15 protein-coding genes are annotated in these 21,384 nt (G+C 71.7%); 11 read left to right on the top strand and 4 right to left on the bottom strand.

The window, feature by feature from the left end:
- Positions 1-22 precede the first annotated feature (22 nt).
- From VF584_24940 to VF584_24950, 3 genes are all read right to left on the bottom strand, one after another.
- Entirely contained in the window at positions 23-3,124 is a 3,102-nt protein-coding gene (locus tag VF584_24940; protein HEX8213446.1) for a SusC/RagA family TonB-linked outer membrane protein, read from the bottom strand.
- Positions 3,125-3,352: 228 nt separating this feature from the next.
- Positions 3,353-5,857, bottom strand: a complete 2,505-nt coding sequence (locus VF584_24945; protein HEX8213447.1) for a PA14 domain-containing protein — start codon at positions 5,855-5,857, stop codon at positions 3,353-3,355.
- A complete protein-coding gene (locus VF584_24950) occupies positions 5,854-7,020 on the bottom strand; it encodes a LacI family DNA-binding transcriptional regulator (GenBank protein HEX8213448.1) in 1,167 nt (388 codons plus the stop codon). The genes VF584_24945 and VF584_24950 overlap by 4 nt, the downstream gene beginning before the upstream one ends.
- Before the next feature lie 395 nt (positions 7,021-7,415).
- On the opposite strand from VF584_24950, the gene VF584_24955 reads away from it, so the two are divergent.
- The 5 genes from VF584_24955 to VF584_24975 all read left to right on the top strand — a co-directional run bounded on the left by VF584_24955 (position 7,416) and on the right by VF584_24975 (position 13,299).
- Positions 7,416-8,381, top strand: a complete 966-nt coding sequence (locus VF584_24955; protein ID HEX8213449.1) for an ABC transporter substrate-binding protein — start codon at positions 7,416-7,418, stop codon at positions 8,379-8,381.
- Between the two features lie 130 nt (positions 8,382-8,511).
- Positions 8,512-10,059: a sugar ABC transporter ATP-binding protein gene (locus tag VF584_24960; protein HEX8213450.1), complete on the top strand. Its 1,548-nt coding sequence runs from the start codon at positions 8,512-8,514 to the stop codon at positions 10,057-10,059.
- A 3-nt stretch (positions 10,060-10,062) separates the two neighbouring features.
- Entirely contained in the window at positions 10,063-11,040 is a 978-nt protein-coding gene (locus VF584_24965) for an ABC transporter permease (GenBank protein HEX8213451.1), read from the top strand.
- Positions 11,041-11,057: 17 nt separating this feature from the next.
- Complete coding sequence (locus VF584_24970; protein ID HEX8213452.1) at positions 11,058-12,101, top strand: ABC transporter permease; 1,044 nt, start codon at positions 11,058-11,060, stop codon at positions 12,099-12,101.
- Between the two features lie 124 nt (positions 12,102-12,225).
- Positions 12,226-13,299: a glycoside hydrolase family 43 protein gene (locus tag VF584_24975; GenBank protein ID HEX8213453.1), complete on the top strand. Its 1,074-nt coding sequence runs from the start codon at positions 12,226-12,228 to the stop codon at positions 13,297-13,299.
- A 298-nt stretch (positions 13,300-13,597) separates the two neighbouring features.
- Here the strand turns inward: VF584_24975 and VF584_24980 are convergent, their stop codons facing one another.
- Positions 13,598-14,656: a family 43 glycosylhydrolase gene (locus tag VF584_24980; protein ID HEX8213454.1), complete on the bottom strand. Its 1,059-nt coding sequence runs from the start codon at positions 14,654-14,656 to the stop codon at positions 13,598-13,600.
- 2 nt (positions 14,657-14,658) lie between these two features.
- Here VF584_24980 and VF584_24985 point away from each other — a divergent pair, with 2 nt between their 5' ends.
- The 6 genes from VF584_24985 to VF584_25010 all read left to right on the top strand — a co-directional run bounded on the left by VF584_24985 (position 14,659) and on the right by VF584_25010 (position 21,383).
- On the top strand, positions 14,659-15,786 hold the full coding sequence (locus tag VF584_24985; protein ID HEX8213455.1) for a glycoside hydrolase family 43 protein: 1,128 nt from the start codon (positions 14,659-14,661) through the stop codon (positions 15,784-15,786).
- The gene (locus VF584_24990) at positions 15,776-16,852 is read left to right on the top strand and encodes a UDP-glucose--hexose-1-phosphate uridylyltransferase (protein HEX8213456.1); all 1,077 of its coding nucleotides are present in this window, start codon (positions 15,776-15,778) and stop codon (positions 16,850-16,852) included. The genes VF584_24985 and VF584_24990 overlap by 11 nt, the downstream gene beginning before the upstream one ends.
- Complete coding sequence (galE, locus tag VF584_24995; protein ID HEX8213457.1) at positions 16,849-17,832, top strand: UDP-glucose 4-epimerase GalE; 984 nt, start codon at positions 16,849-16,851, stop codon at positions 17,830-17,832. The genes VF584_24990 and galE overlap by 4 nt, the downstream gene beginning before the upstream one ends.
- A 7-nt stretch (positions 17,833-17,839) precedes the next feature.
- Positions 17,840-19,018, top strand: coding sequence for a galactokinase (gene galK / locus VF584_25000; protein ID HEX8213458.1), 1,179 nt, complete (start codon positions 17,840-17,842; stop codon positions 19,016-19,018).
- Between the two features lie 151 nt (positions 19,019-19,169).
- Positions 19,170-20,357: a mandelate racemase/muconate lactonizing enzyme family protein gene (locus VF584_25005; GenBank protein ID HEX8213459.1), complete on the top strand. Its 1,188-nt coding sequence runs from the start codon at positions 19,170-19,172 to the stop codon at positions 20,355-20,357.
- A 264-nt stretch (positions 20,358-20,621) separates the two neighbouring features.
- Positions 20,622-21,383 carry an SDR family oxidoreductase gene (locus VF584_25010; protein HEX8213460.1) on the top strand — a complete coding sequence of 254 codons (762 nt, stop codon included), beginning with the start codon at positions 20,622-20,624 and terminating at the stop codon, positions 21,381-21,383.
- Position 21,384 lies beyond the last annotated feature (1 nt).

Here is a 21,384-nt window from a genome sequence, read left to right on the forward strand (position 1 = left end):
GTGGCCTTCGTTGGGGTGCGCATCAGAGGTTCAGGTCGATGCCGAGGGTGACCGACCGCGGGTTGGGATAGATCGTCCCGTCGTCGATCCCGCGCGTAAGGGCGTTGCCGGCGTTGATCTCCGGGTCCCAGTTGGAGAAACCCGTAAAGGTGTGCAGGTTCTGGATGTTCAGGAAGATGCGCGAGCCCTCGCGGTCCACCCCGAAGCGGCGGGTGAAGCGCGCCGGGAGCGAGTACCCCAGCACCAGGTTCTGGATGCGCAGGAAGGAGCCGTCCTCGATCCAGCGGTCCGTGTTGCTGCGCGCGTTGTCTGCCCCGGCGGCGCCGAAGACGGCGCGCGGGTCGCGGGCGCCGGGGTTGGTGGGCGTCCACGGGTCAAGGTCGGCCCGGTAGTTGGAGTTCTCGTCCAGCCGGTCCGTCCAGAAGCGCGCCACGTTGAACACCTCGGCCCCGCGCGAGCCGCGCATCGCCAGCCCCACGTTGAAGCGCCGGAAGGTGCCGTTCAGCGACAGCCCGCCCTCGAAGTCGGGGATGGGGCTCCCGGCCACGTAGCGGTCGTCGTCGTTGATCACGCCGTCGTCGTTCAGGTCGGCGTAGCGGATGTCGCCGGCCTTCGCGTTCGGCTGCACCACGCGGCCGGTGGAGTTCTTGTACGCCTGCACCTCGGCGTCGCTCTGGAAGATGCCGGCGGTCTGCAGGACGTAGAACTCGCCGATGCTGCCGCCCACCGCCGTGCGCGACACGTTGCTGAAGCCGGCGAAGATCGGCTGCCCGCCGTTCCCCAGCGCCGTCACCCGGTTGTTGATGGTGGTGATGTTGGCGCTGGTGGTGAGCTGCAGGTCGCCGCGGTCGATGCGGTACTCGGCGCCCAGCTCGAAGCCCCGGTTGCGGATGCTCCCCGCGTTCACCGTGGGGGCGGCGGTGGCGTCGTTGAACGCCGTGCCCAGGCTCCACGGCAGCGGCGCGTTCACCAGCAGCCCGTCGGACTTGGAGACGTAGTAGTCGGCCGTCAGGAGCAGCCGATCGTCCAGCAGCCCCAGGTCGACGCCGACGTTGGTCTGCGTCTGGTCCTGCCAGCGGATGTCGGGGTTGGCCAGCCGGAGCTGCGTGGCGCCCGACGCGATGGAGCCGCCGAACAGGTAGCTCTGGTTGGAGATCACCGACGCCGCGTACTGGAAGTCGCCGATGTCCTGGTTGCCCAGCGAGCCGTAGCTGGCGCGCAGCTTCAGGCTGGGCACGCCGGTCCCCAGCAGCGGCAGACCCTCGTAGAAGCTCTCGTCGCTCACCACCCACCCGGCCGAGCCGGACACGAAGGTGCCGTACTTGTTCCCCGGCCCGAAGCGCGACGAGCCGTCGCGGCGCACCGTGCCGGTAAGGAGGTAGCGGTCCGCGTACGAGTAGTTGGCGCGGGCCAGCAGCCCCAGCAGGCCGCTCGGGATCTCGAAGCCGCGGTTGTTGAAGTTGCTCGTGCCGGCGTCGATGGAGGTGATGTTCTCGTTGGCGAAGCCGCGGCGGTACGCCTCCAGCCGCTCGAACCGGCCGGACTGGTTGGACACGCCGGCCACCGCGCTGATGGAGTGCTCGCCGCGCGTGGCCTCGGAGTTCAGCAGGTGCTCCATCAGCAGCACCATGTTGTTGTCGCGCCGGTCCGTACCCTCGTTGAAGGTGGGCACGGTGTTCTGGCGGATCTGCTGCTGGCGCACGAACTGGCGGTAGCTCAGGTCCTCGTAGTCCACGCCCAGGTTCACCCGGTAGCGCAGCCAGGGGAGGAACGAGTACTCGCCGAAGACGTTGCCCAGCACGCGGTTGCTGACGTCGCGGTTGTCCTCGCGCTCGAACGCGCCCACCGGGTTGGTGCCAAAGGTGGCCAGCGCTCCGCCGCCCGAGCCGTAGCCGTAGCCGCTGGCGTTGTTGGGGTCGCGCACCGGGATCCCCGGCTGCAGGCGCACCACGTCCACCAGCGGAAAGCCCACCAGGTTGTTGCGCGTGCTGCGGGCGAGCGTGGCGTTCTGCCCCACGCGCCAGCGGCGGCCCCGCGCCTCGGAGTTCACCCGGAACGAGAACCGCTCGAAGTCGGTCTCGATGATGGTGCCCTTCTGGTTGAAGTAGCCGCCGCCGATCAGGTAGCTAGAGTTGTCGCCGCCACCGGAGACGTTGGCGTTGTAGTCCTGCACCGCGCCCTGCTGGAAGACGGCGTCCTGCCAGTCCGTGTTGTTGCCGATGGCGCTGTTGTCCGCCGCCATCCCCGCGTTCACGCGCGACATGTTGTTGATCTCGCTCCAGCGCGCGCCGCTCACGAACTCGATGCGGCGCGGAACCTCCTGGTAGCCGTAGTACGAGTTGACCGACACCCGGGGCGTGCCCGCGCGGCCGCGGCGGGTGGTGATGACGATCACCCCGTTGGCAGACTGGGCGCCGTACTGCGCCGCCGCCGACGCGTCCTTGAGCACCTGCACGGACTCGATGTCGCGCGGGTTGAGGTTGGGGTTCTGCCGCGTGTACATCCCGTCCACCACGTACAGCGGCGCGACGTTGCCCAGGAAGTTCTGTCCGCGCACGATCACCTGCGACTCGCGCCCCGGCTGGCCGGACGACGCGATGGTGACGCCCGCCACGCGCCCGCGGAGCGCCTCCTCCAGCGTGGCCGTCTGGCGGTCGCGCAGCGTGGCGGCCGACACCTCGGACACGGCGTCGCTCACCGTGGTGCGGCGCTGCTGCGTGTAGCCCACCGCCACCAGCCCCTCCAGCCCCACCGCCTGCGCGGCGAGGGTGACGTTGACGGTGGCGGGCGTGGCGGCGGACACCGTCACCGCCTGGGTGCGCGCGGCGTGGCCCAGCGCCGTTACGCGCAGGGTGTGGCTGCCGGGCGCGATGCCGGTGAGCGTGAAGCTGCCGTCCGGCCCGGTGACGGTGCGGCGGCCGGAGCCCACCACCTCCACGGTGGCGCCGGGGAGGGCGCGGCCGCCCTCGGCGGTCACGGTTCCGCTGATCTGGCCGGTGGCCTGTGCCGCCAGCGCAGCGGGGACGGCGGGGCCGAAGCCGGCGGCGGAGAAGGAGCCGAGGCACGCCAGCGCGCAGAGCACCTTGGCGGCGGTCCTGCTCTTGGGTACGACAGGGGTGTTCATGAAATCCCCTCCGGGGGTGCGGGTGATGGTGCGGTGAGGAAAGGAGCGCCTGGCGCCGGACGGCGTCCGGCGGCTGCTCGTGCTGCGGGGGGTGCCCGGCTGTGGCTGCTGGCGGTCATGGGCTCCGCGGGTGGCGGGTCACCGGAAGGGCCGTCCGGAAGGGCGGCCCGGTAAAGCGGGCGCGGGTGGAGCGCCCTGTCGCGGACGCGCCACCCACGCGATTTCCTCTTACCGCGCCGGCGGGGCGCGGAACAGCATCGTATCCGGGATGCGCTGCCGCGGCATCCGGGGGCCCTCCACGAACAGCTCCAGCACCATCGCGCCGTACGCCTGGTGGTAGCTGAGGGTGAAGGGGTGGAGCCCGGCCCGCAGCGCGATCGCGCCCTCGTCTTCCTGCGTGGCGGGCGACTGCCCCATCGACCACATCACCTGCTCCTCGCCGATCCACAGCGCCATGCCGTCGTCCGAGCGCGCCGCAAAGGTGTAGACGCCGGTGTCCGGGACTCGCAGGTAGCCGGTGAAGCGGAATCCGAACAGCTCGTCCCTGTCGCGCGGCGCCAGGGAGAAGCCGGGGAGCGTTCCGTTGCCGGTGGGCTCGGGGTCTCCCGGACGCGCCTCGAGCCGCTCCACCCGCTGGCGCACGGGCCAGTCGAGGCGGAACGGCGGCTCGGGGGAGTCGTCGCGGAAGTACGCGTATTCGATCCCCGGCACCACGCTCACCTCGCTGACCGGCGCGCGCCCGTCCGTCTTTCGGAACTCCGCCGTTGCCGCGGCCACGGGACGCCCGTCCACGAACGACGTCACGCGCACCGTGGCGCCGGCGCGGAGGGTGAAGGGCTGAAAGAGGGGGCTCTCCGCCGTCGGCTCGGTTCCGTCCGTGGTGATGCGCAGCTCGGTGGGGGTGCCCTGGTGGACGGAAACCTCCACCGAGTCCGTAAACACGCCGTACTCGGGGAGGATGAGGGGCGCCAGGCCCCGGTTGACCGCCGACAGGCGCGCCGCGTCGAACTTGAGGACGGCGCGGTCGTAGCTGAAGAGGCCGTTGACTTCCGTCTCCACGTCCGTGAGCTGCGTGTAGACGGCCGCGCTCATCCCGTGCGTGTCGCGCAGGCGGTACATCCGCTTCATCAGCAGGTCGTACTCGTCGTTCATTTCCGGCTGCGACTCGAAAGCGCCGCCGTACCCCCAGTTGTCCTCGTCGCGCTCGCGCCAAAGGTGGCCCTCCACCGGCAGCCCCAGCCCGCCGTACTCGCCCACGACGGTCGCCTTTTTGGGGGATGGCACCAGCGCCTGCGGGCCCCGGTAGCGGTGGACGTCGATCACGTCGCCGCTCGCCGTGTGCTGCCAGCCGCTCGCGTCGTCGATCAGGCGCGAAGGATCGGCCCGCCGCATCGCCGCCACCGTCTCGCGCGTCCCCTCCTCCGACCACTGACCCCACTTCTCGTTGAACGGCACCCAGACGATGACCGAGGGGTGGTTGTGCAGCCCCTCCATCATCGCGGCCAGCTCGCGGGCGAAGTGGCCGCGCGCCTCGTCCGTGTCGTTCCAGCCGCACGGCATGTCCTGCCACACGGGAAGGCCGATGCGGTCGGCGTGGTGGTACCAGCGGGAGGGCTCCACCTTGATGTGCTTGCGCGTGAAGTTGAACCCCAGCGCCTTCGTCCGCTCCACGTCCCAGCGCAGCGCCTCGTCGGTGGGGGCGGTGTACAGTCCGTCCGGCCACCACCCCTGGTCCAGCGGCCCCACGTGGAACCACGGCTCGCCGTTCAGCGCGATCCGGGTGAAGCCGCGCCCGTCGCGCTCCAGCCCCACCGTGCGCATCCCGAAGTAGCTGTCCACTTTGTCCGCTACCCGCTCGCCGTCCAGCAGCGTCACGCGCAGGTCGTAGAGGAACGGATCGTCCGGCCCCCACAGCCGCGGCGCGGGCACGGGGATGCGCATCTCGCTCCCGGCCACGCCCCGCGCGCGCCCCACCTCGCGCCCGTCCGCCAGCGCCACGGCCTCCACGGCCGCCCCCGCGGGGGCGCGCACGGTCAGCCGCAACGCCTCTCCCGCCACGTCGGGCGTCATGCGCAGCGACTCGATGGAGGCGGCGGGGACGGGCTCCAGCCACACCGTCTGCCAGATGCCGGTGACGGGGGTGTAGAAGATCGGGTGCGGCTCCGTGGCCTGCTTCCCGCGCGGCTGTCCGAAGCCGTCCGTGGGATCGTCCACCGCCACCACCAGCTCCTGCTCGCGTCCCGCCCGCAGCGCTTCGGTCACGTCCACGCTGAAGGCGTCGAAGCCGCCCGTGTGCTCCGCGAGCTGCCGCCCGTTCACGAAGACCCGCGCGCGCCAGTCCACCGCGCCAAAGTGGAGGAGGAGCCGCTCCCCCTCCGCGCGCTCCGCCCGAAAGGTGCGGCGGTACACCACCCGTTGCGCGCGCCGCCCCACACCGGAGAGCGCGGACTCGACGGGAAAGGGCACCAGGATGCGCTCGGGGAGGGCGCGTCCGAAGGGGAGCGCGTCGCCGTCGCCCAGCGCGGCGAACTGCCAGAGCCCGTTCAGGCTCTGCCAGCGCGGGCGCACCAACTGCGGGCGCGGGTACTCGGGGAGGGGATTCGCCGGATCTACATCGGCCGCCCAGCGGGTGAGCAGTGAGCCCGGCGCGGGGCGCCACGACGGCTCCGCGCGCGCGGCAGCCGGCGGCATCCCGATCCATGCTCCCATGCCGGCCACCGTAGCGGCGTTCATCGCGATGCGGGGCTCAGAGTGCGCCGCGCGCCGTCCGTCGCGCCGGTCCCGTCGCCGCCCGTCCTGCCGTCGCCGCTCGTCCTGCCGTCGCCGCTCGCGACGCGCACGAGCACCGGTCGCTCCGCCACGGGCCCGGCGAGTGCGCGGGTGGAGTCGCGCACCACCAGCTCTGCCTCCAGGTACACCTTCTCGGGCGGCACCGCCTCGCGCGATTCGATGTGGCGGATGAGGAGCTGCGCCGCGAGCCGCCCCATCTCGCCCTTGGGCATGCGCACCGTCGTCAGGCGCAGCGGCAGGTAGTCGAGGAGGGCGATGTCGTCGAACCCGATCACCGACACGTCGCCGGGAACGCTCAGCCCCAGCTCCGCCAGCGCGCGGCAGAGGCCGATCGCCACCAGGTCGTTGTAGCACGTAACCGCCGTGGGGCGCTCCGCGGCCGGCCGTTCGCGGAAGTACTCCAGCCCCGTGCGGTAGCCGTCTTCCAGGTGGGCGCCGGCGCGCACCACGTCGTGGTCGGTGAAGATGACGTGCGACCCGCTGCACGCCCGCCGCACCCCGTCGATGCGCTCCTGGCTGTGCGACGAGTACCCCGGCCCGGCGAAGTGGACGATGCGGGTGTGCCCCTGCCCGATGAGGAACTCCACGGCCTTACGGGAGGCGGCCTCGTTGTCCACGTCGATCAGGCTCCCCGGTACGCCACGCACCTCCTCCAGCAGGACGAAGGGGAAGTTGCGCCGCTTCAGCTCGAACAGGTGCGAAAGGTCCGCGTCCGCGTCCAGCACCGGCGTCAGGATCAGGCCGTCGACCTCCTTGCGCTGGAGCAGCTCCACCGCGCGCCGCTCCGCCTCGTGGCCGCCCTCCGTGCTCATCACCAGCAGCGTGTAGCCCGCCTCGTCCGCCGCCGCGCGCGCGCCGGTGATGACCTCGCCGTAAAAGGGGTTGTCGATCTCCTTGATGACCAGCGCCAGGCTGCGCACCTGCTGCCCCGTGCTGCGCCGGTCGGGGCCGCTCTTGCGGTAGTTGAGCGACTCGATCACCGAGAGGACGCGCTCGCGGGTGGAGCGCTTCACGGTGCCCGTATCGTTCAAAACGGCGGAGACGGTGGCCTTGGAGACCCCCGCCAGCCGCGCGACGTCATTGATGGTGGACTGCTTGGTGGTCATGCGGATGGGTCGGGGAGTGCGGAGGCTACGGCTTGGACGCCGGGCCTGAACATCTCTGAACGGGTTCGATTGGTTCAGGTTAGAGGCTGGCATCGGGGCTGTCAAGCATCATGTTACGCCGCCAGGGAGCACGCCGAGGCCGCACACTCCGCGTGCTTCCGCCCGAAAGTGTGCGCAAACGCTGCATCTCGTTGCGCCGCAGCGAAGTCGCCGATCCTCCGCGCTGCGCCACCGGGAACGCCGCCGAAAAGGTTCTTGACAGCGCGCACCCCGCCGCCGTACTGTCCCTGAACCGATTTGAAACGTTTCAAGAAAGTTCGTATCCGCGGACCGCCCGGTGACGCATCCGGTCCGGACCGCCGGAAATCCAGCCCCCCACCCGACCGAGCTTCCCGATGCCCCTGCCCCGGTTCCGTACCCTGATGCGCGCGAGCGTGCTTCCCGTGCTCGCCCTCGCCGCGCTGGCCGGCTGCCGCAAGAGCGCGGACGACGGCAAGTTCACCGTGGGCTTCTCGCAGATGGGGCACGACAACCCCTGGCGCATGGCGCAGACGGCCAGCCTTCGCGCCGAGGCGGCGAAGCGCGGGGTGGAGCTGGTGGTGACCGACGCGCAGGACCAGACGGCCAAGCAGGTGGCGGACGTGGAGGACCTGATCGCGCGGCGCGTGGACGTCATCCTGCTGGCTCCGCGCGAGTTCGAGGGGCTGGCCCCGGCGCTGCAGGCCGCCCGCGACGCCAACATCCCCGTGATCCTGGTGGACCGCGAGGCGGAGGGAACGCCGGGCGAGGACTTCGTCACCTTTTTGGGCTCCAACTTCGTGGACCAGGGGAAGCGGGCCGCGGAGTGGCTGGTGAAGGAGACGGGGGGCACCGCGGGGATCGTGGAGCTGACCGGCACCCCCGGCTCGTCGGTGGCCGCGGACCGCGCCAAGGGGTTCCGCGAGGTCATCGCCCGCCACCCGGGGATGAAGATCCTCGCCTCGCAGACGGGCGAGTTCTCGCGGGCGCAGGGGCAGAGCGTGATGCAGAACATCGCGCAGTCGCTGGGCAAGCAGATCACCGCCGTCTACGCGCACAACGACGAGATGGCGCTGGGCGCGATCCAGGCGCTGCGGGCTGCGGGGTTCACCCCGGGCACGCAGGTAAAGATCGTCTCCATCGACGGCCAGCGCGCCGCCCTCGAAGCCATCCAGCGCGGCGAGCTCGGCGCCACCGTGGAGAGCAACCCCCGCTTCGGCCCCATCGCCTTCGAGACGATCGAGCAGGTGCGCAAGGGCGAGACGGTCCCCACGAAGAAGCTGATCGAGGACCGCTTCTTCGACCGCACGAACGCGGCGCAGTTCGTGGCGGAAGCGTATTGATGAAAAGCAGTGCTAAGTGCCAAGTGCCAAGTGCTCAGTAACTTCGCCCAGGCACTTAGCACTTAGCACTTAGCACTTAGCACTTAGCACTTAGCACCAGGCACTCCCTTTCGCACCCACGCACCCCTCCATGACCGAACCCGCCCCCGAAATCCTCCGCCTCGAAGGCATCGTCAAGCGCTTCGCGGGCGCCACGGCGCTCGACGGCGTGGACTTCACGCTGCGCAGGGGCGAGGTGCACGCGCTGGTGGGGGAGAACGGGGCGGGGAAGAGCACGCTCATCAAGATCATGACCGGCGCGTACCGCCGCGACGGCGGGCAGATGTGGCTGGAGGGCGAGCCCGTGCACTTCGGCTCGCCTGCCGACGCGCAGGCGGCGGGGGTGATCGCGGTGCACCAGGAGATCCACCTGCTCAGCTTCCGCACCGTCGCGGAGAACGTGTACCTGGGGCGCGAGCCGCGCAGGTGGGGGTTCGTGGACTGGCGGCGCATGAACGCGGAGACGGGCGCGCTCCTCCGGCGGCTGGCGCTGGACATCGACCCGGTCGCCACGCTGGGCGCGCTCAGCACCGCGCAGCAGCAGATGGTCGCCATTGCGCGCGGCGTGTCGCTCGGCGCCAAGGTGCTGGTGCTGGACGAGCCCACCAGCTCGCTGGCCGAGCGCGAGGTCGCCATCCTGTACGACCTGATCCGCCAGCTCCAGGCCGAGGGGACGGCCATCGTCTACATCAGCCACCGCTTCGACGAGCTGTACGCCGTCTGCGACCGGGTCACCGTGCTGCGCGACGGGAAGCTCGTGGGCACGCACAGCCTGGCGGAGCTGGAGCGGCTCGACCTGGTGTGCCTGATGCTGGGGAAGCCGCGCGAGGCGCTGCGGCAGGGCACCACGGCGTTCACGGGGCACCCGGTGGAAGCATCCGCCGCGGCGCCGCTGCTGCGCACCGAGGGGCTGCGGCGCGGGCAGAAGCTGCGCGGCGTAACGCTGGACGTGCGCAAGGGCGAGATCCTGGGAGTGGCCGGGCTGCTGGGATCGGGGCGCACCGAGACGGCGCGCGCCATCTTCGGCGCCGACCCGCCGCAGGAGGGCGCCATGCAGATGGACGGCAAGCGCCTCGACCCCCGCACCCCCGACGACGCGATCGAGGCCGGGATCGCCTTCGTATCCGAGGACCGCAAGGGCGAGGGAATCATCCCCGAGCTCTCCGTGCGCGAGAACCTGACGCTGGCGGCGCTCCCCACCCTCACGCGGGCCGGGGTGGTGGACCGCGCGAAGCAGCGGGAGATCGTAGACCGCTTCATCCGGCGGCTGGGGATCAAGTGCACCAGCGCCGACCAGAAGATCCGCGAGCTCTCCGGCGGCAACCAGCAAAAGGTGCTGCTGGCCCGCTGGCTCTGCATGAACCCCGCGCTCCTCATCCTGGACGAGCCCACCCGCGGCATCGACATCGGCGCCAAGGCGGAGATCCAGGCGCTGATCAACGAGCTGGCCGGCACCGGGCTCGGCGTGCTGATGATCTCGTCGGAGCTGGAGGAGCTGGTGGAGGGAAGCTCGCGGGTGGTGGTGCTGCGCGACGGCCAGAACGTGGCCGAGCTGCGCGGCGCGGAGATCTCGCAGCAGTCGATCATCCACGCGATGGCCGAGGGAAGCGCGGCCGCCGCCCCCGCCCTGGAGAGCTGACCGATGGAGGCATCCGCAGCCGCGCGCCCCACCCCGGGCGCCGGGACGATGGGCCGCTGGTGGGGGGCGATGGGACCGACGGGCGGAGCCGTGGTCGCGCTGGTCGCCATCGTGGCGGCCAACGCCATCTTCACCCCCAACTTCGCCACGACGGGCAACTTCTGGAACGTCCTCTTCCAGCTCTCCGTCACGCTGCTGGTGGCGGTGGGGATGACGCTGGTGATCGCCACCGGCGGCATCGACCTCTCCGTGGGCTCGGTGATGGCGATCTCGGCGGCGGTGGCGGCGGTCACGCTGGACCGGGGGCTGGCCGTGGCGGTGCCGGCGGCGCTCCTGGCCGCGATGGCGGTGGGCCTGCTGAACGGCGCCTTCGTCTCCTACTTCAAGGTGCAGGCGATCGTGGTGACGCTGGCCACGCTGCTGGCCGGGCGCGGGCTGGCGCAGGTCATCAACCGCGACGGCGCGCTGATCGCCATCGACAATCCGGGCTTCCTGGCGCTGGGGCGCGGCCACATAGGGCCGGTGCCGGTGCAGGTGCTGGTGGCGGCGCTGGTGGTGGCGCTCGCCGTCTTCGTGCTGCGCGCCACGCCGTTCGGCAGGTACGTGCTGGCGGCCGGCGGCAACCCGGCGGCGGCGCGGCTGGCCGGCGTCCCCGTGAGCCGCACCGTCGTCTCCGTCTACGTGATCAGCGGGATGCTGGCGGGGCTGGCGGGGCTGGTGCAGGCGGCGCGGCTGGGGGCGAGCGCCGCGGCGCGCATCGGCCAGAACGTGGAGCTGGACGCCATCGCCGCCGTGGTGGTGGGGGGCACTTTGCTGAGCGGCGGGCGCGCCACGCTGCTGGGCACCGTGGTGGGCGCGCTCATCATGCAGGTGATCGCCACCAGCTTCAACATGCTGCTCGTGCCCTACGCCTGGGCGCTCGCCTTCAAGGCGTTCATCATCCTCTTCGCCGTCTACCTCCAGCGACCGAGGCGCGTCTAGTGGAACACCAGGGGCAGATGGGAGGCCCGGCGCTCGGCGTGCGGGCCGCGGAGGCGGGGAGCCAGCCGCCCGGCGCGGGGAGTGGCATCCCCGCGCGCAGGACTCCGGCGCTGCGCGCAAAGGCCGCGTCGCTCCTGCAGCGGCAGGGCGCGGTGGTGGCGCTGGTGGCGGTATGCGTCTTCGGCACCATCCGCTACGCGCCGTTCGCCACCTCCGAGAACCTCCTCAACGTGCTGCGGCAGAACAGCATGCTCGGGATGGTGGCGCTGGGGATGACGCTGGTGGTGCTGACCGGCGGCATCGACCTGTCGGTGGGCGCCGTGCTCGCCGTGGCGGGGATCGTGGCCGCCTCGCTCTCGGACCAGGGGACGGCGGTGGCGGTGGGGGGCGGCCTCGCGGCCGGGGCGCTGCTGGGGACGATCAACGGCCTCCTCATCACCCGCGCGCGCATCCAGCCGTTCATCGTGACGCTCGCCATGATGATCGCGGCGCGCGGCGTGGCGCTGGGCGTCACCGGCGAGAACTCGGTGCGGGTGGACCGCGCGGCGCAGGGCTTCCTCTGGCTGGGACGTGGCCGGGTGCTAGGGATCCCGGTGCCGGTGGTGCTCGCCGCGCTGGCGTTCCTCGCGGGATGGGTGATGCTTCGCTACACGCGCTTCGGCCGCTACATCTACGCCGCGGGCGACCACCAGGACGCCGCCCGGCTGCTCGGCCTCAAGATCGACCGCGTGCTGATCGCCACCTACGCGCTGAGCGGCCTGCTGGCGGGGCTGGCGGGGGTCGTCCTCGCCGCGCGGCTGGGTGCGGGGCAGCCCGTGGCCGGCACCGGCTGGGAGCTGGACGCCATCGCCGCGGTGGTGGTGGGCGGCACGCTGCTCAGCGGCGGGCAGGGGGGCGTGGGCTCCACGGTGGTGGGCGTGCTGCTCCTGGGCGTGATCTTCAACCTGTTCAACCTGGAGGGCACCATCACCCCCTGGTGGCAGGGCGTGCTGCGCGGCGTCTTCCTGCTGGGCGTGGTGGTGGTGCAGAGCCGCCTCCAGAAGCGGGCGGCGCATGGTTAGGGGTGAGATGGGTGAGATGGCGAGTGAACTCGCGGCAACAAAAGCACAAAGTCCGCCTGCGCGGACTCGGGGTCAGGCATTGGCCCAGGCGGCGGAGTCCCCGAAGGGGGACTTCCCGCGGTTGTTGCAGCGGTTTCAACCGCCGGGGGTGGTACTCGCCCTTCTCGCTCTCGCCGCCTGCGCCACGCCCGCGCCCCGCGCGCCGGATGCGGGGACGTACACAAACCCCGTGCTGGACGTGGACTTTCCCGATCCCACGGTGATCCGCGCGCCGGATGGGATGTACTACGCGTACGCCACGCAGGGGGAGCGCGACGGCACGCCCGTCAACATCCAGGTGGCGCGGTCAGGCGACCTGGTGGCGTGGGAGCGGCTCGGCGACGCGCTGCCGGCCAGGCCGCGCTGGGCGAGCGAGACGCAGGACTTCTGGGCGCCGCACGTATCCGAGCACGGCGGCACCTACTACCTGTACTACTCGGCCAAGCCGGACGCGGCGGTGCGCGACACCAGCCGCGGCCTGTGCCTGGCCGTGGCGACGGCCCACCGCCCCGAGGGCCCGTTCGTGGACAAGGGGGAGCCGCTCCAGTGCGGGCGCAGCTTCATCAACATCGACCCGATGTCCTTTGACGACCCGGCCACCGGAAAGCGCCTGCTCTACTGGGGGAGCGGATTCGGGCCCATCAAGGTGCAGGAGCTCGCCGCCGACCGGGTGTCGTTCGCGCCGGGGAGCAGCCCGGTGGACCTCGTTCACACGGTGCCAACTTCTGACTCCACCGACTACCAGCGGCTCGTGGAAGGGGCTTGGGTAACGTACCGCGCGCCCTTTTACTACCTGTTCTACTCCGGCGACAACTGCTGCGGCCCGAAAGCGCACTACGCCGCCATGGTCGCGCGCTCGCGCAGCGCCACCGGCCCGTTCGAGACGCTGGCGAGCGCCACGGGCGCGCGCAACAGCGTGATCCTGGAGCGCGCCGGCTGGTGGGTGGCGCCTGGGCACAACTCCGTCATCACCGACGCGCGCGGCGACGATTGGATCGTCTACCACGCCGTCGACGCGCGGCGGCCCCGCAACAAGCCCACCGACGACGTCAACTCGCGGCGGGTGATGCTGATCGACAGGCTGGTGTACGCGAACGGCTGGCCGCGCGTGGACCGCGGCCCCTCCGCCACGCCCCGGCCGCGTCCGGTGACGCGCTAGCCCTACTTCCTGAACGGAGCGCCTACGCCGCATCTGCCTCCGCGCCGGACCCGGGGCGCGTAGTGAAGGAGACGACCGACGCCAACCGTGCCGTACCGGCCCCCGCGCCGGGATCCGTACAGGGATGGCTACGGAACATGGGCCAGTGGCGAGCGGGCGGCGTGGATCGCTTCCTTCACTCCGCACCCCAATACGGCGCGGGAGCACGGATCGGGCGGTGCTCCGTTCAGGAGGTTCAGGGTGGGCGCGGCGTCTCCGGTGCGGAGACACAGATTGGGCGGTGCTCCGTTCAGGAGGTTCAGGGTGGGCGCTCCGGGGGTGGGCAGTACGGTAGCCCTTCGGCATCCCAGCGCAGCTCGACCAGGCAGGCATTGCGCGGCGCCGTGGGTGAGCCGAAGCGGGCGTGGGTGACGAGCCAATCGCGGCCGTCGAGGGCGCGGAACCAGGCGCAGTGGCCGGGGGCGTAGAAGCCGTGCTCGGGCATGGTGTGGAGCACGAAGCGCCCGCCGTCGCGCGTCACGTTCACCAGCCGGCCCCCGTCGTCCTCGGCCAGCGCGCCCACGGCGTAGAAGCCGAAGTAGCAGCCGCCGCTGTACAGGTACACGCGCCGGCCGCCCGGCGACACGAGGCCGCCGACCGGCCCCTCCACCGTGCTCCACGCGACACGGTCGGTGCGCCAGTCCACGCCGGGGATCGTTTTCCACGGCATGCTGCGGGCGGCGTCGAAGAGGTGCCAGCTTTCGGACGGGCGCGCGAGCAGGGCGGGGGGCGAGAGGGTGCGCGTGAGGTCGCCGCTCACCGCGACCTCCACGATGCCGGTGCCGTACGGCTCGTCGTCCGTGAAGTCGGTGGCGTATGCCATGCGCAGCGAGCCGTCGGGCGCGGAGTACACGTCCGCGTCGATGGCGAAGTCGGTGTCCGGCGTCAGCACGTGGCCGCTGTCCACGAACGGGCCCTCGGGGCGCTCGCTGTCCGCGCGGCGGATGACGTGGCCGATGTGCGCCTCCGGGCCGATGCCGATGCCGTGCGAGTACAGCATGACGTACGGGCGCGGCAGGCCGGGGACGAAGCGCACGCTCGGCGCCCAGTACGCGTGCCGGGTGGCGTCGCCGCGCAGGGTGGGCCCCAGCGGGTGCCAGGTGGCCAGGTCGTGCGAGCCGAAGGCGGGAAAGGCGCCCGCCGAAGCCACGCCGCCGCGCCCATCGCTGGTCTCGTCGCGCGTGACGTAGACGTAGTAGCGGAATTCCGCCGCCACCCCCTCCGGGATGGCGAGCAGGTACGGATCGCCCTGGTCGGCGTCTTCCGGAAAGAGGGGCCGGTAGCTGGCCGGCGCTGCAACACGCTCTGGGGAATGCATCGATGAATCGCACTCGTGGTCGGATCATGCTCGCCCGCAATGGGCCCGCCCTGCTCGCCCTGGCCCTGCTCGCCGCGTGCGCCCCGGCACCCGCGGCCACCCCGGCGCCCTCGGCCGCCGCGTGCACCTTCACCAACCCCGTGGCCCGCGGCGCGGACCCGTGGGTGGAGCTGAGCGACGGCTGGTACTACATGGCGCAGTCCAGGAACCCGGAGGGGCAAAATAGCAGCGTGTGGGTGTTCCGGTCGAGGAAGCTGACCGATCCCATGCGCGACAGCGTGCGGGTGTGGACCGCGCCTGACAGCGGCTGGAACCAGACGCACGTCTGGGCTCCCGAGATCCGCCGCGTGGACGGCCGCTGGTACATCTACTACGCCGCGGGGCGCCCCGGGCCCGCCGACGCGCCGTTCATCTACCAGCGCGCGGGCGTGCTGCGCGCCGCCGGCGACAACCCGCAGGGCGCTTGGGAGGACCTCGGCCAGCTGGACACCGGTGGCGACCCCGCCACGCGCGCGGACGACGTGTGGGCCATCGACTTCACGGTGCACCGGCTGAACGGGCAGCTCTACGGCTTCTGGTCCGGGTGGGAGAACAACACGCCGCTGGCCCGCACGCCGCAGTACATCTACGTGGCGCGCATGACCAACCCGCACACCATCAGCGGGCCGCGCGCGCAGATCTCCGCCCCCACCGAGAGCTGGGAGCGGCGCGTGGACCCCACGGACGGGCTGGACCTGAACGAGGGGCCGCAGATCCTGGAGCGCAACGGGCAGGTCTTCATCATCTACTCCACCCGCGAGTCGTGGACGCCGGCGTACCGCCTGGGCCAGCTTCGCCTCAACAGCCCCACGGCGGACCCCATGCAGCGGTCGAGCTGGACCAAGTCCGGCCCCGTCTTCGCGGCGGCCAACGGGGTGCACGGGCCGGGGCACAACGGCTTCGCCAGGTCGCCGGACGGCACGGAGGACTGGATCATCTACCACGCCAAGATCGACACGCTCCCCAACTGGAACCGCGTGATCCGCGCGCAGCGCTTCACCTGGCGGGCGGACGGGTCGCCGGACTTCGGGGAGCCGGTGGCCTCCGGGGTGGAGCTGCGGGTGCCGTCGGGCGAGCCGTGTGAGCGCTGACGAGCGCATGGAGCTTCCGCACGCCCTGCCCGGCGCACTTCGCGAGCAGCCGCACCGGCGCTTCAACCCGCTGAGCGGCGAATGGGTGCTGGTGTCGCCGCACCGGGCGCTGCGGCCGTGGCAGGGGCAGGTGGAGGAGCTCGCGCCCGCACACCGCCCCGCGCACGACCCCGCGTGCTACCTGTGCCCCGGCAACGAGCGCGCGGGCGGCCACCGCAACCCGGAGTACACGGGCGCCTTCGTCTTCGACAACGACTTCGCCGCGTTGCGCCCCGGCGCGGAGCCGGCGGAGATGGACGTGGACGGCCTGCTGGTGGCGCGCGCCGAGCCGGGGGTGTGCCGGGTGATCTGCTTCTCCCCGCGCCACGACCTTTCGCTGCCGGAGCTGGAGCCCGCGGCCGTGCGTGGCGTGGTGGACGTGTGGGCGGAGGAGTACGCGCGCCTCGGCAGCCGCCCGGAGATCGGCCACGTACAGATCTTCGAGAACAAGGGGGAGATGATGGGGTGCAGCAACCCGCACCCCCACGGGCAGATCTGGGCGCAGGAGTCGGTGCCGCAGGGCCCCGCCCGCGAGACGCGGCGCATGGGCGAGCACTGGGAGCGCCACCGCCGCACCCTGCTGGCCGACTACCTGCGGCTGGAGGAGGCGAGCGGCGAGCGGGTGGTGCTCGCCAACGACGCCTTCGTCGCCCTGGTCCCCTTCTGGGCGGTGTGGCCGTTCGAGACGCTGGTGGTCGCCCGCCGTCCCGTGGCCTCGCTGCCGGAGCTGGACGACGCGGAGCGCGACGGGCTGGCCGATATCCTGGGGCGCCTCACCCGCCGCTACGACAACCTGTTCGGCGTCTCCTTTCCGTACTCGGCCGGGGTGCACCAGGCGCCCACCGACGGCCGCGCGCACCCGGAGGGGCACCTCCACATGCACTTCTACCCGCCGCTGCTGCGCTCGGCCACCGTAAAAAAGTTCATGGTGGGCTACGAGATGCTGGGCGAGCCGCAGCGCGACGTCACCCCGGAGAGCAGCGCCGAGCGCCTGCGCGCCCTCGCCGAGACGCGGGGCGCGCGATGAGGGTGCTGGTGACCGGCGGCGCCGGCTACATCGGCAGCGCCGCGGTGGTGGAGCTGCTGGCCGCGGGGCACGAGGTGACCGTCTTCGACGACCTGTCGCAGGGGCACCACGAGGCGCTTCACCCCGCCGCCGCCTTCGTGAACGGCACCCTGGCCGACCGCGCGGCGATCGACGATGCGCTGGCGGAGCACCGGCCGGAGGGGATCCTCCACTTCGCGTCGCACACGCTGGTGGGCGAGTCGATGGAGAAGCCCTTTCTGTACCTGGGCGACAACGTGCGCTGCGGGCTGAACCTGCTGGAGAGCGCCGCCGCGCACGGGGTGCGGCGCTTCATCCTCTCCTCCACCGCCAACCTGTTCGGCATCCCGGACCGCGTACCCATCGGCGAGACTGCGCCCATCACCCCCGGCAGCCCCTACGGCGAGGGAAAGTACGTGCTGGAGAGGATGCTGCACTGGATGGACGACCGCTTCGGGATGCGCTACGCCGCGCTGCGCTACTTCAACGCGGCCGGCGCCGTGTCGCCCGATCTGGGGGAGGACCACGACCCGGAGACGCACCTGATCCCCCTGGTGCTGCAGGTGGCGCTGGGCCAGCGTGAGCGTGTGATGGTCTTCGGCGACGACTACGACACGCCGGACGGCACCTGCGTGCGCGACTACGTGCACGTCAGCGACCTAGCGCAGGCGCACGTGCTGGCGCTGCACGCGCTGGACGAGGGGAGCCGCACCTACAACCTGGGGAACGGCCGCGGCTTCAGCGTGCGCGAGGTGATCGAGACCGCCCGCGCCGTCACCGGCCACCCCATCCCCGCCGGCGTGGGCCCGCGCCGCCCCGGCGACCCCGCGGTGCTGGTGGCCGCCAGCGATCGCATCCGCGCGGAGCTGGGGTGGGCGCCGCGCCACCCGGAGCTGCGCGACATCATCGAGAGCGCCTGGGCCTGGCACCGGTCGCACCCGCACGGCTACGCCGCACCCTGACCCGCACATGACGAGCAACGACTCCCTCCAGGCCACCGTGGTGCGGGCGTTCGAGGAGCGCTTCGGCGAGCCGCCCGCCGCGGTGGTGCGCGCGCCCGGACGGGTGAACCTGATCGGCGAGCACACGGACTACAACGAGGGCTTCGTCCTTCCCATGGCCATCGACCGCGCCGTGTGGATCGCCCTCCGCCCGCGCACCGACCGCATCGTCTCCGTCCACTCGCTGGACTTCGACGAGGAGCGGTCGTTCGACATCGGCCATCTGGCCAGCAGTGGGAACGGGTGGATCGAGTACCTGCAGGCGATGGCGTGGGCGCTCCAGAAAAAGGACCGCGGCCTCGTGGGCTGGGAGGGCGTCACCGCGGGGGACGTGCCGATCGGCGCCGGCCTCTCGTCCAGCGCCGCGCTGGAGCTGGCCACCGCGCGCGCCTTCGCGGCGATGGCTGGCTTCGACTGGAACCCGCGCGAGATGGCGCAGCTCGCCCAGCGCGCGGAGAACGAGTGGGTGGGGGTCTACTGCGGGATCATGGACCAGATGATCTCCGCCTCGGGTCGCGCGGGGCACGCGCTGCTGATCGACTGCCGCTCGCTGGATACGCGCGCCGTCCCCCTGCCGCCGGGGACCTCGGTGGTGATTCTGGACACCGCCACCCGCCGCGGGCTGGTGGACTCGGCGTACAACGAGCGGCGGCGGCACTGCGAGCAGGCGGCCGGCGTCCTGCACGTCCGCGCCCTCCGCGACGTGACGCCGGAGGCCTTCGAGGCCCGCGGCGGCGAGATGGAGCCGGTGATGCGCCGCCGTGCCCGCCACGTGGTCACCGAGATCGCGCGCACCGTGGAGGCCGCCGGCGCGCTGGAGCGCGGCGACGCCGCCACCGTGGGCCGGTTGATGGACGCCAGCCACGCCTCGCTCCGCGACGACTTCGAGGTCTCGCGCGCGGAGCTGGACACCATCGTGGAGCTGGCGCAGGCGCACCCCGGCTGTTACGGCGCGCGCATGACGGGCGCCGGCTTCGGGGGCTGCGCCGTGGCCCTGGTGCGCGCCGACGCCGCCCCCGACTTCGCGCGCGCCGTGGCGGACGAGTACCGCGCCCGCGCCGGCCTGGAGCCGCGCGTCTACGTCTGCTCCGCGTCGGACGGGGCGAGCGTGGAGGCCCTCACCCCCCCGGCCCCCCTCTCCCGATAACAGGAGAGGCTGGCGCCTCTGTTATCGAGAGAGGGGGGAGGCTCGCAGGGATCTCCGCGGGTCGCGCACATCCTTGTAGGGGCAGGCCCCGCGTGGCTGCCCGTGCCCACCCTGTCACCGTTGCCGGCCCAAACGCACCCGGAGCACGCCGTTGATCATCACCGACGTCACCACCCTGAAGCTGCACTACACGATGGACGTGGCGATGGCGGATGCCATCCACTACATGCCGTCGCGCCCCACGCTGCTGGTGCAGGTGCACACCGACGCGGGGATCGTGGGGCTGGGAGAGGCGGCGGCGTACGGCGGGTTCCTGGAGAGCACCGAATCGCTCATCATCGGGGAGCTGAAGCGCACCGTCTTGGGCCAGGACCCATTCCGCATCGAGCGGCTCTGGCAGATGATGGCGTCGCGCGCCCACCAGCGCGGCCGCCGCGGGATGCTGATGCAGGCCATCTCCGGCGTGGACATCGCGCTCTGGGACATCGTGGGGCAGGCCACGGGCACCCCGCTCTACCGGCTGCTGGGCGGCTACCGCGACCACCTGCCCGTGTACGCCTCCGCCGGCTTCTACGCGGCGGACAAGGATGCGGCGGCGCTGGCGGAGGAGGTGGGCGGCTACGCGGAGCGGGGCTTCGGCTGCATCAAGATCAAGGTGGGCCGCCAGCCTGACGCCCTCCTCAACCCCCTGCCGGACATGAACGCGCCGGACTACGCCACCGTCAGCTTCGAGGAAGACGTGGAGCGCGTCCGGGCCGCGCGCGCCGCCATGGGGCCCAAAGTGAAGCTGGCGATCGACGCCAACAACGCGTGGACCCCGTCGCTCGCGCTACGCTTCATGGAAGCGGTCAAGGACCAGGACATCTACTGGCTTGAGGAGCCGGTGGGGACGGAGGACATCGAGGGCTCCGCGCTGGTGGCGCACCGGGTGACCACGCCGGTGGCCGGCTACGAGACGGAGTCGTCGCTCCCCGGCTTCCGCGAGCTGATCTCGCGTCGCGCGGTGGACATCGTGCAGCCGGACGTGATCTGGTCGGGCGGCATCACGGAGACGCGCAAGATCGCGGCGCTGGCGCACGCCTACGGCCTTCCGGTGATCCCGCACAACTTCTCGTCCGCGGTGGCGGCGATCGCCAACATGCACTTCATCGCCTCCATCCCCAACGGAAGCTGGCTGGAGCTGGACCAGAACCCCAACCCGCTCCGCACCGAGCTCTTCCAGGAGCCCCTCACCGTGCGCCCCGACGGCACCATCGCCCTCCCCGAGCGCCCCGGCCTCGGCGTCGTCCTGAACCCCGAAACGGTGGAGCGGTATCGCGTCGAGCGGCACGGGCCATAGGGGCAGGTACGGCGTGGCGGAAAGCACGGGCAGCCACGTGGGGCGGCCCCTACGGGATTTGTGCGTTGCGAAATGGTCGAGACGAGGGCAAGGGTGGGCGCGTTGAATCGCGCCCCTACGAGACATTGGTGCGGCGCGCGGAGTTCCAGCCCCCTCTCTCGATGACAGGAGGGCGCAGCCCTCTCCTGTTATCGGGAGAGGGGGCAGTCGGGTGTAACGAGACGGGGGTGAGGGCCCCCGCACCATCCCAACACCAGAGGCGGCGTGCGGCTAGACAACAAGGCGGCGGTGATCACGGGCGCGGGATCGGGGATTGGGCGGGCGATGGCGCTCCTCTTCGCGCGCGAGGGAGCCCGCGTGCTGGCCGCGGACCTCGACGGTGACGCGGCGGAGGCGACCGCTGCGATGGTGCACGCCGAGGGCGGGCTCTGCCTGCCGCACACGGTGGACGCGAGCGAGCCGGAGCAGGTGCGCCGCATGATCAAGCGGATAATCTCCGAGATGCGCCGCATCGACGTCCTGTGCAACAACGCGGGGATCGGCTCCACCACCGACGCCGTGGAGTGCGAGCCGGAGGATTGGGACCGCGTGATGGCCGTCAACGTCCGCAGCGTCTTCCTGGGGTGCAAGTACGCGCTGCCGCACATGGTGAAGCGGGGGCGCGGCGCCATCGTCAACACCGCCTCGGTGGCGGGGATGGTAGGGGTGCCGAAGCGCGCATCGTACTGCGCCAGCAAGGGCGCCGTCATCGCGCTCACCCGGCAGGTGGCGATGGACTTCGTGAAGCAGGGGATCCGCGTCAACTGCGTCTGCCCCGGCACGGTCGACTCGCCCTGGGTGGAGCGCCTGCTGGCCGGCGCCGAAGACAAGGCCGAAGCGCGCGCAGCCCTCGAAGCCCGCCAGCCGATGGGCCGCCTGGGCACGCCCGAAGAGGTCGCCGCCGCCGCGCTCTACCTGGCCTCCGACGACGCGGCGTTCGTGACCGGCACCTCCATCGTACTCGACGGCGGCTGGACCGCCGCCTGAC

The organism is Longimicrobium sp. (assembly GCA_036389135.1).
Taxonomy (GTDB): domain Bacteria; phylum Gemmatimonadota; class Gemmatimonadetes; order Longimicrobiales; family Longimicrobiaceae; genus Longimicrobium.

Excerpts from the sequence above, each read along its gene's own strand:
- VF584_24940 (HEX8213446.1), bottom strand. The coding sequence starts at position 3,124 with ATGAACACCCCTGTCGTACCCAAGAGCAGGACCGCCGCCAAGGTGCTC.
- VF584_24945 (HEX8213447.1), bottom strand. The coding sequence starts at position 5,857 with ATGAACGCCGCTACGGTGGCCGGCATGGGAGCATGGATCGGGATGCCG.
- VF584_24950 (HEX8213448.1), bottom strand. The coding sequence starts at position 7,020 with ATGACCACCAAGCAGTCCACCATCAATGACGTCGCGCGGCTGGCGGGG.
- VF584_24955 (HEX8213449.1), top strand. The coding sequence starts at position 7,416 with ATGCCCCTGCCCCGGTTCCGTACCCTGATGCGCGCGAGCGTGCTTCCC.
- VF584_24960 (HEX8213450.1), top strand. The coding sequence starts at position 8,512 with ATGACCGAACCCGCCCCCGAAATCCTCCGCCTCGAAGGCATCGTCAAG.
- VF584_24965 (HEX8213451.1), top strand. The coding sequence starts at position 10,063 with ATGGAGGCATCCGCAGCCGCGCGCCCCACCCCGGGCGCCGGGACGATG.
- VF584_24970 (HEX8213452.1), top strand. The coding sequence starts at position 11,058 with ATGGGAGGCCCGGCGCTCGGCGTGCGGGCCGCGGAGGCGGGGAGCCAG.
- VF584_24980 (HEX8213454.1), bottom strand. The coding sequence starts at position 14,656 with ATGCATTCCCCAGAGCGTGTTGCAGCGCCGGCCAGCTACCGGCCCCTC.
- VF584_24985 (HEX8213455.1), top strand. The coding sequence starts at position 14,659 with ATGAATCGCACTCGTGGTCGGATCATGCTCGCCCGCAATGGGCCCGCC.
- galE (HEX8213457.1), top strand. The coding sequence starts at position 16,849 with ATGAGGGTGCTGGTGACCGGCGGCGCCGGCTACATCGGCAGCGCCGCG.
- galK (HEX8213458.1), top strand. The coding sequence starts at position 17,840 with ATGACGAGCAACGACTCCCTCCAGGCCACCGTGGTGCGGGCGTTCGAG.